The sequence below is a fragment of the Kitasatospora sp. NPDC054768 genome, assembly GCF_053612025.1.
This window is the reverse complement of the sequence record NZ_JBSHBN010000072.1, coordinates 7433-25201: the sequence shown is the minus strand read 5'-3', so window position 1 is coordinate 25201 and position 17769 is coordinate 7433. Positions and strand designations below refer to the sequence as shown.

The following is a 17769-nucleotide window of genomic DNA, read 5'->3' as shown; positions in this document are numbered from 1 at the left end:
TTCCGCCGTGTTCCCGTTCCCCTGTTCCTCCGGGCCCGAGGGCGGGCTACCGCCTGCCCCGGTGCCCTCGTCGTCGCCCCCATCGGAAGGACCTTCCGCCATGGCCGACCGGCCTGCCCAGCCCGTGCACCCGTCCGCCCCGCCGCAGGCCGGCGGCACCGCCGGAGGCACCTCCCCGAGGCCCCGGACCCTGGACGCGCTGTTCGCCGCCCAGGCGGCCCGCACCCCGCTCGCGCCCGCGGTGACCGACGGCCGGCGCAGCTGGACCTACCGGGACCTGGCGGAGCGCGTCGAGCGGCTGGCCCGTGACCTGCGCCGGCGCGGCGCCGGCCCGGAGCGGACGGTGGCGCTGGTCCTGCCGCGCTCCATGGAACTGGTCGCCGCCGAACTGGCCGTCGTCCGGGCGGGCGCCGCCTTCCTGCCCGTGGACCCGGGCTACCCCGCCGAGCGGCGGGCGCTGATGCTCGCCGACGCCGCCCCCGCGATCGTCCTGGACGACCCGGCCGACGTGAGCGGGGTCCTGGAGACCGCCCTGCCCGCAGGCCCGGACGTGCCGGGCGCCGCGGACGGCACGGGCGGCCCGGCCCCGGCCGGCACCGACCACCCGGCGTACGTGATCTACACCTCGGGCTCCACCGGCACCCCCAAGGGCGTCGTCGTCACCCACCGGGGGATCGCCGGATTCACCGCCGCGGCCGTCGAGAACTACGCGCTGCGCCCCGGCGACCGGGTGCTCCAGTTCTCCTCGCCCAGCTTCGACGCCTCCGTTCTGGAACTGTTCGTCTCCGTCCTCACCGGTGCCACCCTGGTGATCCCCCCGGACGGCCCCTGGCTGGGCGAGGAGCTCGCCGCCGTCCTGGACGGGCACCGCATCACCCACACCCTGATCCCGCCCGCCGCCCTGGCCACCGTCCCCGCCGGCGCGGGCCGCCACCTGCGCACCCTGATCGTCGGGGCCGAGGCCTGCTCCGCCGAACTGGTCGACCGCTGGGCGCCCGGCCGACGCATGATCAACTCCTACGGTCCGACCGAGGCCACCATCGTCGCCACCTGGACCGGCCCGCTCACCGCCGGCACCGGTTCACCCACCATCGGCGGCGCCCTGCCGCACGCCCGGGTGTACGTGCTCGACGAGACCATGCGGCCCCAGCCGCCCGGCACCGACGGCGAGCTGTACCTCGGCGGCGAGGGCGTCGCCCGCGGCTACCTCGGCCGACCCGGCCTGACCGCCGCGCGCTTCGTCGCCGACCCCTTCGGCGCGCCCGGCGCCCGGCTCTACCGCACCGGCGACCGGGCCCGCTGGAGGGCCGACGGGGAACTGGAGTTCCTCGGCCGGCTCGACCGGCAGGTCAAGGTCCGCGGCTTCCGGATCGAACCGGGCGAGATCGAGGCCGCGCTGCGCGCCCACCCCGCCGTCGACCAGGCCGTCGTGACGGTCCGCGAGGACGAGCCCGGCCACACCCGGCTGGTCGGCTACGCCACGCCCGCCGACCCGCGGCACGCCCCCGACCCGGCCGAGCTGCGCACCGCCCTGGCCGCCGCGCTGCCCGCCCACCTGGTGCCCGTCGTCGTCGTGCTGGCCGAGTTCCCGCTCACCCCGCAGCTCAAGATCGACCAGCGGGCGCTGCCCGCGCCCGCCCGGCGGGCCGCCGCCGGGAGCACCGCCCCGCGCACCGAGCGGGAGCGCGCCCTGGCCGCCGTCTGGGCCGAGGCGCTCGGCCACGACGCCGTGGGGGTGGAGGACGACTTCTTCGACCTCGGCGGCGACTCCGTCCTCGCCGCCCGCACCCTGGCCCGGATCACCGAACGCCTCGGCGTCCGGCTCACCCTGCGCGACGTCTTCACCGCCCGCACCGTCGCCGCCCTCGCCCCGCTGCTCGACGCGGTGCCCGCCGCCGCACCGACCGGGCCGATCCCGCCCGCCCCGCGCGGGGAGCCGCTGCCGCTGTCCAGCGCCCAGCGCCGGCTCTGGTTCCTGGACGACCTCGCCCCCGGCGGCACCGGCAACCACACCGGCGTGGCCCTGCGGCTGCACGGCGCCCTCGACCGGGACGCCCTCGACCGGGCCCTGCGGCGGCTCACCGCCCGGCACGACTCGCTGCGCACCACCGTCGCCACCCTCGACGGGCAGCTGGTGCAGCGCGTCGCCGAGCGGGCGGAGCTGCCGCTGCGCACCGAGGACCTCGGCGCCCTGCCCGAGGGGGAGCGCGCCCCGGCGGCCGAACGCCTGCTGGCCGAGGAACTGGAACGGCCCTACGACCTCGCCCGGGGCCCGCTCGCCCGGGTACTGCTGGTCCGGCTCGCCGCCGAGGAGCACCTGCTGCTGCTGGCCCAGCACCACATCGTCACCGACGGCTGGTCGGTGGGCGTCCTCACCCGCGAACTGGCCGCCCTCTACCGGGCGGAGGCCACCGGCGAACCCGACGCCCTGCCCGCCCCCGCCCTCCAGTACCCCGACTTCGCCCACTGGGAGCAGCACCGCCGAACCGGCCACGCACCCGACCTCGCCTACTGGAAGCACACCCTCGCCGACCTGCCGACCCTGCGCCTGCCCACCGACCGCCCCCGGCCCGAGCAGCGCACCACCAACGGCGCGGCGCACCGCCACCGGCTGCCGGCCGACCTGGTCGACCGGCTGCGCCACCTCGCCGCCGGCCGCGGCACCACGGTGTTCACCCTGTTCGCCGGGGCGTGCGCGCTGCTGCTCTCGCGCCACTCCGGCCAGCGGGACGTGGCCTTCGGCACCGTCACCAACGGGCGGGACCGGCGGGAACTGGAGGAGGTGACCGGCTTCTTCGTCAACACCGTGGTGCTGCGCGGCGACGTGGACGAGCGGGCCACCGTCGACGACTTCGTGGCGGGCATGCGCACCACCCTGCTGGACGCCTTCGCCCACGCCGAGGTGCCCTTCGACCGGGTGGTCGAGGAACTGGCCCCGCCCCGCGACCCCGGCCGCACCCCGCTGGTCCAGGTCGTCGTCGTCCAGCAGACCCCCGTCACCCCGGCGCCCGCCGGGGGCCTGCGCTTCGCCGAGCACCCGCTGCCCCGCCCGGCCGCCCGCTTCGACCTGGTGCTGGAGTTCACCCCCGACGCCGACGGCGGCTGCACGCTGACGGCGGAGTACAACACCGACCTGTTCGACCGGCGGACCGTGACCGCGCTGGCGGACCACCTGCACCGCCTGCTGGCCGGGATGGCGGACGGCCCCCAGCGCACCCTCGCCGAGCTGCCGCTGATCCCCGAGGAGGAGCAGCGGGCGCTGCTCGACGCCTGGAAGCCGGACACCGCGCTGCCCGGGGCGCTCACCGCGTCCGGCCTGCCCGGCTGGACCCGCGGCTACGTCCTCGACCGCGCGATGCGCCCCCAACCCCAGGGCGTGCCGGGCGAGTTGTACCTCGCGGGCGACTTCCCCGAGCAGCCGGAAGGCGCCGCCGGGCAGTTCGTCGCCGACCCGTACGGCGCGCCGGGGGAACTGCTCCACCGCACCGGGGAGCTGGTGCGGTGGACCGCCGACGGCGAACTGGAGCACCTCGGACGGGTCGAGCAGTGGGCGAAGCCCCGCGGGCTGCGCACCGACCCGGACGAGGTGGCGCGGGCGCTGCGGCGCTGCGCCGGGGTGGCCGAGGCCGCCGCCGTCCTCACCGACGACCCCCGGCGGCTGGTCGGCTACGTGGTGCCCGTCCCCGGCGGCCGGGTCGAGCCCGAGGCGGTGCGCCGCACCCTCGCCCTGACCCTGCCCGACCACCTGGTCCCCACCGTCGTGATGCCGCTGCCCGCCCTGCCGCTGGGCCCCGACGGCACCCTCGACCGCGGCCGGCTGCCCGACCCCGGGCCTGCCGCCACCGCCGTCCGCCACGTCGCCCCCCGCACCCCCGCCGAACGGGCGCTCGCCGGGATCTGGGCCGAGGTGCTGCGGCTGGAGCGGGTCGGCGCCGACGACAACTTCTTCGACCTCGGCGGCGACTCCATCCTCGGCATCCAGGTGGTGGCCCGCTCCCGGCAGGCCGGGCTGGCGCTCACCTCCCGGGACCTCTACCGCCACCAGACGGTCGCCGCGCTCGCCCTGGCCGCGCAGGACGCCGAGGCACCGCCCGCGCCCGCCCCGGCGGCCGCCACCGGGGAGGCCGTGCCGACCCCGATCCAGCGCTGGTGGCTCGGCCGGGCCGCCGACCGGGCCGGCCACTTCGGCCAGGCGCTCTCCCTGCTGCTGCCCGACGACCTGGACCGGGCGGCCCTGGAGGAGGCCCTGAACGACCTGGTCGCCCACCACGACGCGCTGCGCTCGGCCTTCACCGCCCCGGACGGCGCCGCGCGGTGGCACATCCGGGAGCCGGTCGCCCGGCTCACCCTGGCCCGGCACACCGGCCCGGACCGGGACACCCCGCACTTCGGCCCCCACGACCTGGGCGGCGGCGGGCCGCTGCTGCGCGCCGTCCTGCACGAGCGCGCCGGGGGCCGGCCCCCGGTCCTGCACCTGGCCGTCCACCACCTGGTGGTCGACGGGGTCTCCTGGCGGGTGCTGCTGGAGGACCTCGACACCGCCTACCGCGCCCGCCGCGAGGGCCGGGACGGGGCGGCCGCCCTGCCGGTCAAGTCCTCGCCGCTGCGGCAGTGGGCCGAGCGGCTGAGCGCCTTCGCCGCCGAGGGCGGCTTCGAGGACGAGACGGAGTACTGGGCGCGGGCCGTGCCCGGGCAGCCCGACGAACCGTTCCCCGCCGAGCTCGACGGCCCCGACACCTACGCCACCGAACGCTCCGTCACCGTCCGGCTGAGCCCCGCCGACACCGCCGCCCTGCTGCGCACCCTGCCCGACACCTACCGCACCCAGGCCAACGACGTGCTGCTGAGCGCGCTCGGCCGGGCGCTGTGCGGAGCGAGCGGGCTGGAACGGGTCGTGGTGGACGTCGAGGGGCACGGGCGCGAGGAACTGTTCGCCGAGCTCGACCTCGGCCGTACGGTCGGCTGGTTCACCACCCGCCACCCCGTCGCCCTGGCCGTGCCCGCCGGGGCCGACTGGGACACCGTCCTCAAGCAGGTGAAGGAACAGCTGCGCGCCGTCCCCCGGCGCGGCCTCGGATTCGAGGCGCTGCGGTACCTCGGGCGCCCCGGCACGGCGCCGGAGGTCCCGGCCGCCCGGATCGGCTTCAACTACCTGGGCCGCATCGCCCTGCCGGACGACCCGGACGGGCTGTTCCGCGGCACCTTCCGGCCGCTGGAGCTGGACGCCGACCCGGGCGTGGCGCGCCCCCACCCGCTGGAGGTGGTCGGCCGCCTCGACGGCGACGCGCTGGAGTTCACCTGGTTCCACTCCGCCGCCGTCCACCGGAGCGGGACCGTCGAGGCGCTGGCCCGGCGCTTCGCCGAGGAACTGGCCGACCTCGCCCGCCACGCGGCCCGCCCCGGCGCCGCCGGGCGCACCCCGTCCGACTTCCCGCTGGCCCGGCTCGACCAGGCGGCCGTGGACCGGATCACCGGCGCCGACCCGGGCGCGGTGGAGGACGTGCTGCCGCTCACCCCGACCCAGTCCGGCATGCTCTTCCACGGCCTCGCCGAGGAGGACAGCGGCGCCTACTTCCAGCAGCTGGACTTCGTCCTGGACGGCGTGCCCGACCCGGCCCGCCTCGCCGCCGCCTGGCAGTGGGTCACCGACCGCACCGCGGTGCTGCGCGCCCACGTCCGCTGGCAGGAGGTGCCCGAGCCGCTGCTGGTGGTGCACCGCCGGGTGGCCGTCCCGGTCACCCACCTGGACTGGCGCGAACTGCCCGAGCGGGAGCGCCGCGACCGGCTCGCCGAACTGCTGGACCGCGACCGGGCCCGCGGCCTCGACCTGGCGCGGGCCCCGCTCCAGCGGCTGCTGCTGATCCGGCTCCCGGACGACCGGGTGCGGGTGCTCTGGTCCTTCCACCACCTGGTCCTGGACGGCTGGAGCCTGTTCCAGGTGCTCTCGGACGTCTTCGCGGTGCACGCAGCCCTGGCCGGACCGGGACGGGACGGCGAGGTCCCGTACGGCACCGTGCCGGAGCGCCGGCCCTACCGCGACTACCTGGCCTGGCTGGGCGGGCGCGACCACGCCGAGGCCGAACGGCACTGGCGCACCCGCCTCGCCGGGCTCGCCGAGGCGACACCGCTGCCCTACGACCGCGAGCCGGTGCAGAGCCACCGCGCCGAGTCCACCCGGGCCGTGCCGTTCACCCTGCCCGCCGCCGCGACCAGGGCGCTGGAGGACCTCGCCCGCGGCTCCGGGCTGACCTTCAACACCCTGGTCCAGGGCGCCTGGGCGGTGCTGCTGGGCCGCCGGGCAGGGCGGGCCGAGGTGGTGTTCGGCACCACCTCCTCCGGGCGGCCGCCCGAGCTGCCCGGCGTCGAGACCATGACCGGCCTGTTCATCACCACCCTGCCGGCCCGCACCACGGTGCCCGCGGACGGCACCCTGGTCGACTGGCTCCGGACCCTGCAACGGGAGCAGAGCGAGGACCGGCGGCACGGCTTCGTCCCGCTCACCCGGATGCGGGCCGGCACCGAACTGCCCGAGCGGACCGGCCTGTTCGACAGCCTGGTGGTCTTCGAGAACTACCCCGTCGACGAGGACGCGGCCGACGCCCACGGCCTGCGGCTGCGCGACCTGGACGGGATCGAGACCACCAACTACCCGCTCACCCTGCTGGCCTACCCGGGCCCGGAGCTGTCCCTGCGGCTCTGCTACGACCCGCGGCTGTTCGACGAGTCCACGGTGCGGCGGCTGGCCGGACAGCTCACCGCCGTCCTGACCGCCCTGCCCGGCGGCGCCCACCGCCCGCCGGCCCGGCTGCCGCTGCTGACCGGCGAGGAGCGCCGGCGCGTCCTGGCCGACTGGAACGCCACCGCCGTCGAGGAACCCGCCGCCGACATCGCCGAGCTGTTCGCCGCGCAGGTGCTCCGCACCCCCGCGGCCGTCGCCCTGGAGGCCGGCGACCGGCGCCTGACCTACCGCGAACTCGACGCCCGCGCCGCCGAGCTGGCCGGACGGCTGACCGCGCACGGGGTCCGGGTGGAGCAGCCGGTCGGGGTGCTGATGGAACGCTCCGTCGAGCTGGTCGTCACCCAGCTGGCGCTGGTGCGCACCGGCGCGGTCTACGTGCCGCTGGACGGCCGGGCGCCGCGCGAGCGGCTGCACCGGATGCTGGCCGAGGCCGGTGCCGACCTGCTGCTCACCGACGCCCACCGGGCCGGCACGGCCGCCGAGCTGCGCCCCGCCGGGCAGGTGCTGCGGGTGGACCTTCCCGACGACCGGACGGCGGCCCCGGCCCCGGCCCCGGCGGCCGTCCACCCCGACAACGTCCAGTACCTGATGTTCACCTCCGGCTCCACCGGCACCCCCAAGGGCGTCGCGGTGCGCCGCCGGGACGTCGCCGCGCTCGCCCTGGACCGCGCCTTCGCCGGCCACGACCGGGTGCTGGTGCACTCCCCGCACGCCTTCGACGCCGCCACCTACGAACTGTGGGTGCCGCTGCTGCGCGGCGGCACCGCCGTGCTCGCCCCGCCGCAGGACCTGGACGCCGCCGCCGTCCGGCACGCCGTCACCGAGCAGGGCGTGCGCTGCCTGTGGCTGACCGCCGGCCTGTTCCGGCTGCTCGCCCAGGAGGACCCGGGCTGCCTGCGCGGCGCCCACGAGGTGTGGACCGGCGGCGAGGCGGTGCCCGGCGCCGCCGTCCGCAAGGTCCTGGCGGCCTGCCCCGGCCTCACCGTGGTCGACGGCTACGGGCCCACCGAGACCACCACCTTCGCCACCCGCCGGGCCTTCCGGGCCGGCGACGAACTGCCCGCCGTCCTGCCCATCGGCCGCCCGCTGGACAACACCCGGGTGTACGTCCTGGACGGCGCGCTCCAGCCGCAGCCGCCCGGCGTCACCGGCGAGCTGTACATCGCCGGGGCCGGCCTCGCCCGCGGCTACGCGGGCCGCCCCGGCGAGACCGCCGCCCGCTACCTCGCCGACCCCTTCGGCCCGCCCGGCGAGCGGATGTACCGCACCGGCGACACCGTCCGGTGGAGCGAGGACGGCGAACTGCACTTCGTCGGCCGCGCCGACGACCAGATCAAGATCCGCGGCTTCCGGATCGAACCCGCCGAGATCGAGGCCCGGCTCACCGCCCACCCGGCCGTCGCCGAGGCCGTCGTCTCGCTGTACCAGGACGCCGGACGCAAGAGCCTCGCCGCCCACCTGGTGCCGGCCGAGGGCGCCGAGCCGCCCGGCGCCGCCGAACTGCGCGCCCACCTGGCCGCCGACCTCCCCGACTACATGCTGCCCGCGGCCTTCGTCACGCTGCCCGAACTCCCGCTCACCGCCAACGGCAAGGTGGACCGCCGGCGGCTGCCCGCCCCCGACCGGTCGGCGGGCGGCGACCGCCCCCACCGCGCCCCCGGCACCGACCGCGAGCGGCTGCTCGCCGCGATCTGGGCCGAGCTGCTCGGGGTCGAACGGGTCGGGCTGGACGACGACTTCTTCCTGCTCGGCGGCGACTCCATCCTGAGCATCCAGGTCGTCTCCCGGGCTCGCGCCGCCGGACTCGCGCTCTCCCCGCGCGACCTGTTCCGCCACCCCACCGTCGCCGCGCTGGCCGCGGCCGCCGGCAGCGCCGTCACCGTCGCCGGGACCGAACCGGTCAGCGGCGAGGTCGGCCTGACGCCGATCCAGCACTGGTTCCTCGACCCGAACCCGCCGCACGCCGAGCACTTCGACCAGTGCGTCGTGGTGGAGGCCCCCGGGGCCGTCGACCCGCAGGCCCTGCGCCGCGCGCTCGCCGCCCTGTGGGCCCACCACGACGCGCTGCGCTCCCGCTTCACCCGTGCCGGGGACGGCACCTGGCAGCAGCACTGCGCCCCCGCCGAGGAGAGCGCCCCCGAGCTGCTGGAGGTCCACGACCACGGCGCGGAAGCGGCGGTGACCGAGGCCGCCCACGCCTCCTTCCGGCTGGACGGCGGCCCGCTGCTCACCGCCCGCCTGTTCACCGCCCCGTCGGCCACCGCGTCGGCCGGCGCGGCCGGCGCCCGGCCCGACCGGCTGCTGCTGGCCGTCCACCACCTGGCGGTCGACGGCGTCTCCTGGCGGGTGCTGCTGGAGGACCTGGAGACCGCCTACCGGCAGGCGGTCGAGGGCCGCCCGCTGCGGCTGCCCGCCCGCACCAGCTCCGTCCGGGAGTGGGCCCGCCGGCTGGCCGGGCACACCGCGGCCGGCGGCTTCGCCGACCAGCGCGCCCACTGGGCGGCCGCCGCCCGGGCCTGCGCCACCCCGCTGCCGGTGGACGGCGACGGCGGCAACACCGCCGCCGACCTGCGCGAGGTGACCGTCCGGCTGGACCGCGAACGCACCGACGCCCTGCTGCGGGAGGTCCCCGGGGTCTACCGCACCCGGATCGACGACGTGCTGCTCACCGCGCTCGGCCGGGTGCTCGCCGAGTGGACCGGGCGCGGCACCGTCGCCGTCGGCCTGGAGGGCCACGGCCGCGAGGACCGGCTGTTCGACGGCCTCGACCTGTCCCGCACGGTCGGCTGGTTCACCTCCCTCTTCCCGGTCGCCCTCGACATCCCGGCGGGGGACTGGGGCACCGCCCTGAAGGCCGTCAAGGAACAGCTGCGGGCCGTGCCGGACCGCGGCCTCGGGTACGGCGCGCTGCGCCACCTGGCCCGGGACGAGGCGCTCGCCGACACCCCCGCCCCCGGCGTGAGCTTCAACTACCTGGGCCGCTTCGACTGGTCCACCGACGGCGCCGCCCTCGTCCGCGCCGTCCCCGGCGGCCTCGGCGGCGCGGAGGCGCCCGGCACCGAGCGCCCCCACCTGCTGGACGTGGTCGCCCGGGTCGAGGACGGCGAGCTGGAGATCGGCTGGTACTACAGCGCCGGCCGGCACCGCGCCGACACCGTCACCGCACTGGCCGAGGCCATGCTCGACGCACTGGAGCGGATCGTCGCCCACTGCGCCGAACCCGGCGCCGGCGGCCGCACCCCCTCCGACTTCCCGCTCGCCCGCCTCGACCAGGCGGCGGTGGACCGCATCGCCGGGGACGGCCGCACCGTCGCCGACGTCCACCCGCTGACACCGATGCAGGCCGGGATGCTCTTCCACAGCCTGCTCGACCCGGACGGCGACACCTACGTCAACCAGGTCCAGCTGGTGCTGACCGGGGTCACCGACCCGCACGCGCTGGCCGAGGCCTGGCAGCGGACCGCCGACGCCAACGCCGTCCTGCGCACCCGGCTCAGCTGGCAGGACGGCGCCGAACCGCTCCAGGTCGTCCAGCACCGGGCCGCCGTCCCGGTGACCCACCACGACTGGACCGGCCGCCCCGCCGAACAGGTCGAGCGGGACACCGCCCGGCTGCTCGCCGAGGACCGGGCGGCCGGGATCGACCTGGGCGGCGCGCCGCTGCTGCGGCTGGCCCTGATCCGGCTGACCCCGAGCCGGGTGCGGGTGGTGTGGACCTTCCACCACGTGCTGCTCGACGGCTGGAGCGCCGCCCAGGTCTTCGACGAGGTCTGCGAGCGCTACGCCGCCCTGACCGCCGGACGCCGGCCCGCCCCGGTCGAGCGCGCGCCCTACGCCGACTACCTGCGCTGGCTGGCCGGCCAGGACCGGGCGGCGGTCGAGCGGTACTGGCGCGACACCCTGGCCGGCTTCCCCGCCCCCACCGAACTGCCCCGGGACCGCCGCCCGGCCGGCGCCCACCGCGCCTCCTCCTCGGCCTCGGTGAAGGTCGCCCTCGGCCCCGAGCTTTCCGAGCGGCTGCGGGCCACCGCCCGGCAGGCCGGGCTCACCGTCAACACCGTGCTCCAGGGCGCCTGGGCGCTGCTGCTCTCCCGCTACGGCGGCGGCGAGGACGTGGTGTTCGGCACCATCGTCTCCGGCCGGCCCGCCGAACTCCCCGGCGTCACCTCGATGGTGGGGCTGTTCATCAACGCCCTGCCCACCCGGGTGCGGATCGACGACCGGCGCCCGCTGCTGGACTGGCTGCGGGAGGTCCAGGACCACCAGTCCGAGGCCCGCCGGCACGACGCCGTCTCGCTGGCCCAGCTCCAGGGCTGGAGCGAACTGCCCGGCGGCACCGCCCTGTTCGACAGCATCGTGGTCTTCGAGAACTACCCCTTCGACGCGCAGTCGCTGACCCGGCACGGCCTGGGCGTGGAGACCGAGCACGTGCTGGAGCCGACCAGCTACCCGCTCGGCGTGGTGGTGGCGCCCGGCGAGTCCATCGAGGTCAGCCTCGACCACGACCCGGCCGCCTTCGACGCCGCCACCGTCGAGCGGCTCGGGGCGAGCCTGCGCACCCTGCTCGCCGGGATGGCGGCCGGCCTCGACCGGCCGGCCGGCGAACTGCCGCTGCTGGACCCGGCCGAGGGACGCGAGCTGCTGGAACGCCTCGGCGGCCCGGTGCGCCGGGCGCCCCGGCGCACCCTGCCCGAGGCCTTCGCCCGGCAGGCCGCCCGCACCCCCGACGCCCCGGCCGTGCGCTCCGGCGACGGCCTGCTGACCTACCGGGAGCTGGACGAACGCTCCAACCGGCTGGCCCGGCTGCTGATCGGGGCCGGGGCCGGACCCGAGCGCTTCGTCGCGCTCGCGCTGCCCCGCACCGTCGAACTGGCCGTGGCGCTGCTCGCGGTGCTCAAGAGCGGTGCCGCGTACCTGCCGGTCGACCCCGGCTACCCGGCCGAGCGGATCGCCTACCTCTTCGAGGACGTCCGGCCCGACGCCGTGATCACCGATGCCGCGACCGAGGGACGGCTCCCCGACGGCCCGTACGCCCGGATCGTGCCGGACGACCCGGCCTGCCGAGAACGGCTGGCCGCCGCCCGCACCGACGCCGTCGGCGACCCGGAACGGCACGGCGCCCTGCTGCCGGAGCACCCCGCGTACGTCATCCACACCTCCGGCTCCACCGGCCGCCCCAAGGGCGTGGTGGTCGCCCACGCCTCGGTGCTCGCCCTGACCGACTGGGCCGCCGCCGAGTTCGCCGGCCGAGGCCTGGAGCACGTGCTCGCCGCCACCTCGCTCAACTTCGACGTGTCGGTGTTCGAGATCTTCGCGCCGCTGCTCTCCGGCGGCTGCGTGGAACTCCTGCGCGACCTGCTGGCCCTGGCCGAGAACCCCGGCCCCCGGAGGGCCGGCCTGCTCAGCGCCGTGCCCTCGGCCCTCGGCGGACTGCTCGCCGACGGCGCCCTGCGACTCGGCGCGGACACCGTGGTGCTGGCCGGCGAAGGACTGCCCGCCCGCACCGTCCGCACCCTGCGCGAGGCCGTCCCCGGCTGCCGGGTGCTGAACATCTACGGCCCCACCGAGGCCACCGTCTACGCCACCGCCCACACCTGCGACCCCGCCGACCCCGACCGCGACCCGCCGATCGGCCGACCGGTCGGCGGCGCCCGGGCCTACGTCCTGGACGCGCGGCTGCGCCCGGTGCCCGTCGGCGCGCCCGGGGAGCTGTACCTGGCCGGCACCGGCGTGGCGCGCGGCTACCTGCGCCGCCCCGGCCTGACCGCCGGGCGCTTCCTGCCCGACCCCTACGGCCCGCCCGGCAGCCGGATGTACCGCACCGGCGACCGGGTGCGCTGGAGCGCCGACGGCGAACTGGACTACCTCGGCCGCGCCGACGACCAGGTCAAGGTGCGCGGCTTCCGGATCGAACTCGGCGAGGTCGAGGCCGCGCTGGCCCGCCACCCGCAGGTGGCGGCGGCCGCCGCCCGGGTGGTCGACCAGGACGGCCACAAGCGGCTGGTGGGCTACGCGGTGCCCCGCGACGGCGCCCTGCCCGACCCGGCCGAGTGGCGGACCTTCCTCGGCCGCACCCTCCCCGACCACCTGGTGCCCGCCGTGGTGGTGCCGCTGGAGCGGCTGCCGCTCGGCGCCACCGGCAAGCTGGACCGGCGCGCCCTGCCCGAACCGGTCCCGGCCACCCGGGCCACCGGCGGCGACCGGCCGCCGCGCACCGAAACCGAGCAGGCCCTCGCCGCGATCTGGCGCGAGGTGCTGGGCGTGCCCGAGGTGAACGCGGACGACAACTACTTCGCCCTCGGCGGGGACTCCATCCTCGGCATCCAGATCGTCTCGGCGGCCCGCCGGGCCGGCCTCGCGCTGACCCCCCGGCACCTGTTCGCCCACCAGACCCTCGCGGAACTCGCCGGTGCCGCCGAACGCGCGCCGAGCCCCGGCACGGACGCCGACCAGGGCGCCGTCACCGGCGAGACCCCGCTCACCCCCGTCCAGCACTGGCTGCTGGACACCCTCGACGGCGACCCCGCCCGGCTCACCCAGTCCGTCTCCTTCACCCTCGCCCCCGGCACCGAGGAGCCCGCCCTGCGGGCCGCCCTGGCCGCCGTCCTGGACCACCACGACGCCCTGCGGCTGCGCTGCGAGCCGCTCCCCGACGGCCGGTGGCGCCAGTACGGCACCGAGCCCGGCCAGGCCCCCGACCTGCGGGTCCACGAGCTGCCCGCCGCCGAGGGCGAGGAACGCGAGAGCGCCCTGCGCGACCTCGGCGAGCGCCTCGCCGAGGGTTTCGACCTGGCCGCCGGGCCGCTGCTGCGCGCCGCGCTCTGCCGCTTCGCCGGCGACCCCCGCCCGGTGCTGCTGCTGGCCGCGCACCACCTGGTGGTCGACGCGGTGTCCTGGCGGATCCTGCTGGAGGACCTGGAGCGCGCCCACCGCGCGGCGGCCGCGGGCGAGCGGCCCGACCTCGGCGCCAAGAGCACCTCCTTCCGGGCCTGGGCCGAACGCCTCGCCGCGCACACCGCGGCCGGCGGCTTCGACGCGGAACTCCCGTACTGGCAGCGCCTGGCGGACGGTGCGGCCACCGCGCTGCCCACCGACCTCGACGGCGCCAACACGGCCGAGGCCGAGGAGTCGCTGACCTTCGCCCTGGGCGCCGAGGACACCCGCCGGCTGCTCCAGGACGTCCCGGAGGCCTACCGCACCCGGGTCAACGACGTCCTGCTCTGCGCCCTCGGCCGGGTGCTGGCCCGCTGGACCGGACGGAACCGGGTCCTGATCACCCTGGAGGGCCACGGCCGCGAGGAACTCCTCGACGGCGTCGACCTGTCCCGCACCGTCGGCTGGTTCACCGCGATGCACCCCGTCGCCCTGGACGTGCCCCCGGACGCGGACACCGGCACCGCCCTGAAGGCCGTCAAGGAGATCCTGCGCGCCGTCCCGAACGGCGGCCTCGGCCACGGCGCCCTGCGCCACCTCAAGTCGGAGCCCGGCCTCGCGCTGCCGCAGATCGGCTTCAACTACCTGGGCCGGCAGGACCGGAGCGCCAGCCCCGGGGGCCTGCTGCACGCCCCGGCCGGCCCGCTCACCGGCGGCATGGACCGCACCGCCCGCCGCCCCCACCTGCTGGACGTGCTCGGCCTGGTCGCCGAGGGCCGGCTCTCCTTCACCTGGTCCTACTCCCGCGAGGTGCACCACAGCGGGACGGTCGCCCGGCTGGCCGCCGAACTGCTGGACGAGCTGCGGGAGATCGTCCGCCACTGCGCCGAACCCGGCGCCGGCGGCCGCACCCCCTCCGACTTCCCGCTGGCCGGCCTGGACCAGGCCGGCGTCGACCGGCTGGCCGGCACCGGCCGGGACGTGACGGAGATCCAGCCCCTCACCCCCACCCAGACCGGCATGGTGGTGCACGGCCTCGACGAGGCCGAACACGGCCTGTACGTCGAGCAGATCACCTTCGTCCTGGACGGCGCCCGCGACCCCGACCTGCTGGCCGCCGCCTGGCAGCACGTCGTCGACCGCACCCCGGTGCTGCGCACCTCCGTGGTGCTGCGCGACGTTCCCGTGCCGCTCCAGGTGGTCCACCGGCAGGCGACGCTCCCGGTCACCGAACACGACTGGAGCGCGCTGGGCGCGGCGCAGCGCGAAGCCCGGCTGGAGGACCTGCTCGCCGAACGGCGGGCCCACCCCCTGGCCCTGGACCGGGCCCCGCTGCTGCGGCTCGACCTGATCCGGCTCGGCCCGGACCGGATCCGGGTGGTCTGGGCCTTCCACCACGTGCTGCTGGACGGCTGGAGCGTCTTCCACGTCCTCGCGGACGTGCTGGCCGCCCACGCCGCCCTCGCCCGCGGCGAGCGGCCCCGACTGCCCGAGCGCCGGCCCTTCGCGGACTACGTCGGCTGGCTCGCGGAGCGCGACACCGGCGCCGCCGTCGAGCACTGGCGCGCCGTGCTGGCCGACCTCACCGCCCCCACCGCGCTGCCCTACGACCGCCGCCCCGCCCCGGGCGACACGGCCCGCTCCGGGGACTGGCTCTCGCACCGGCTGGACGAGGCGGACACCGAGCGGCTCCAGGAGTTCGCCCGCCGCCACCGCCTCACCCTCAACACCGTGGTGCAGGGCGCCTGGGCGCTGCTGCTGTCGCGCTGGAGCGGGGAACAGCGGGTCTGCTTCGGCACCACCGTCTCCGGCCGGCCCACCGACCTGGCCGGCTCCGACGGCATCGTCGGCCTGTTCATCACCACCCTGCCCGCCCGGGTCGCCGTCGACGGCCGCCGGCCCTGCGCCGACTGGCTGCGCACCCTCCAGGAGGAGCAGGCCGAGGACCGCCGCTTCGACCACCTGCCGCTGGCCCGGATGCACGCGCTCAGCCAGGTCCCGCCGGGCACCGAGCTGTTCGACAGCCTGGTCGTCTTCGAGAACTACCCGGTCGGCGACGCCACGGCCGGCGCGCACGGCCTGCTGGTGCGCGAACTGGACGCCCGGGAGGCCACCAACTACCCGCTCACCGTGGTGGTCTCGCCCGGCGAGCGGCTCGCCGTGGAACTCGGCCACGACCCGCGCTTCCTCGACCGGGAGACCGCCCGGCGCCTCGCCGACCAGCTGCTGCACACCCTGTCCGCGCTGGCCGACTCGGACGGCACCACCCCGCTGGACGGGCTCGACCTGCTGCCGCCCGGCGAACGCGAGCGGCTGCTGCGCGGCCCGGCCCGCCCGGAGACCGGCCCGGTGCCCCCGGCGACCCTGCCCGCCCTGGTCGAGGCCGCCGTGGACCGGTGGCCGCAGGCCGTCGCGCTGAGCGCGGCCGGCCTGGAGCTGACCTTCGCCGAGGCCGAGGCCCTCGCCAACCGGCTGGCCCACCGGCTGATCGCCCGCGGCGCCGGCCCCGGGCGGCTCGTCGCCCTGCTGCTGCCCCGCTCGGCCGACACCGTGCTCGCCGAACTCGCGGTGGCCAAGACCGGCGCCGCCTTCCTGCCCGTCGACCCGCACTACCCCGAGGAACGGATCGAGGCGATGCTGCGCGACGCGGCCCCCGCCCTGACCCTGGACGCCAAGGAGGTCGCCGAGCTCCTCGCCGCCGAGCCGGCCGGCGCCCCCGGCCACCGGCCCACCGACGCCGACCGGACCCGCCCGCTGGACCCGGACGACCCCGCCTACGTCATCTTCACCTCCGGCTCCACCGGCACCCCCAAGGGCGTCGTCGTCACCCACCGCGGGCTCGCGGCCTTCGCCGCCGCCGAGGCCGCGCACTACCGGGCCGCCCCGGGGGACCGGGTGCTCGCCTTCGCCACCCCCAGCTTCGACGCCTCGGTGCTCGAACTGTGCCTGGCCCTGCCGCACGGCGCCCGGCTGGTGGTGCCCGAGCCCGGCCCCCTGCTCGGCGACCGGCTGGCCGGGCTGCTGCGGGCGGAGCGGATCACCCACACCCTGCTGCCGCCCGCCGCCCTGGCCACCCTGCCGGCCGACACCCCCGGCAGCCTGCCCGACCTCAGGACGCTGATCGTCGGGGCCGAGGCCTGCGGCGCCGACCTGGTCGCCCGCTGGGCCCCGCACCACCGGATGGTCAACTCCTACGGCCCCACCGAGGCCACCGTGGTCGCCACCTGGTCCGCGCCGCTGACCGCGGACGGCGCCGCCCCGCCGATCGGCCGCCCGCTGCCCGCCACCGGCGCGTACGTCCTGGACGCCCGGCTGCGGCCGGTGCCCGACGGCGTCCCCGGCGAACTGTGGCTCAGCGGACCGGCCCTCGCCCGCGGCTACCTCGGCCGCCCCGGCCTGACCGCCGCCCGCTTCACCGCCGACCCGTACGGGCCGCCCGGCGGCCGGATGTACCGCACCGGGGACCTGGTGCGCCGCGACCGCCACGGCGAACTGCACTACCTGGGCCGCACCGACCACCAGCTCAAACTGCGCGGCCACCGGATCGAGGCGGGCGAGGTGGAGGCCGTGCTGACGCGCCACCCGGCCGTGCTGGACGCCGTGGTGAGCATCCGGGAGGACGAGCCCGGGCTGCCCCGGCTGGTCGCCCACCTGCTGGCCGCCCCCGGCGCCGAACCGCCCACCGGCGCCGAACTGCGCGCCCTGGCCGCCCGCTCGCTGCCCGGCCCCATGGTCCCCACCGCCTTCGCGGTGCTGGAGCGCTTCCCGCTCACCGCGAGCGGCAAGACCGACCGCGCCGCCCTGCCCGCCCCCGGGCCGGAGGAGGCCGGGCCGGCCGAGCGGGTCGCACCCCGCACCCCCACCGAGGAGGCGGTGGCGGAGATCTGGGCCGAGACCCTGCACACCGGCGTCGGCGCCACCGACGACTTCTTCCAGCTCGGCGGCGACTCCGTGCGCGCCCTGCTGATCGCCTCCCGGGCCAACGACGCCTTCGGCGTCACGCTCACCCCCCGCGACGTGCTGGTCTCCCGCACCGTGGCCGCCCTGGCGGACCTGGTCGAGGACCTGGTGCTCAGCGAACTCGAAGCCGCCGCCCTGGGCGGACCCGACGAAGCCGCCGCCTCCGGCCGCCCCGACGACGACGAACGGTGAGGAGC

At 77.5% G+C, this 17769-nt stretch carries 1 protein-coding gene; it reads left to right on the top strand.

Features of this window, described 5'->3' with window-relative positions:
- Positions 1 to 100: 100 nt before the first annotated feature.
- The gene (locus tag ACWGKU_RS21755) at positions 101 to 17764 is read left to right on the top strand and encodes a non-ribosomal peptide synthase/polyketide synthase (RefSeq protein ID WP_452177564.1); all 17664 of its coding nucleotides are present in this window, start codon (positions 101 to 103) and stop codon (positions 17762 to 17764) included.
- Positions 17765 to 17769 lie beyond the last annotated feature (5 nt).

Coding starts and splice junctions, on each gene's coding strand:
- ACWGKU_RS21755 (WP_452177564.1), top strand. CDS start 101: ATGGCCGACCGGCCTGCCCAGCCCGTGCACCCGTCCGCCCCGCCGCAG.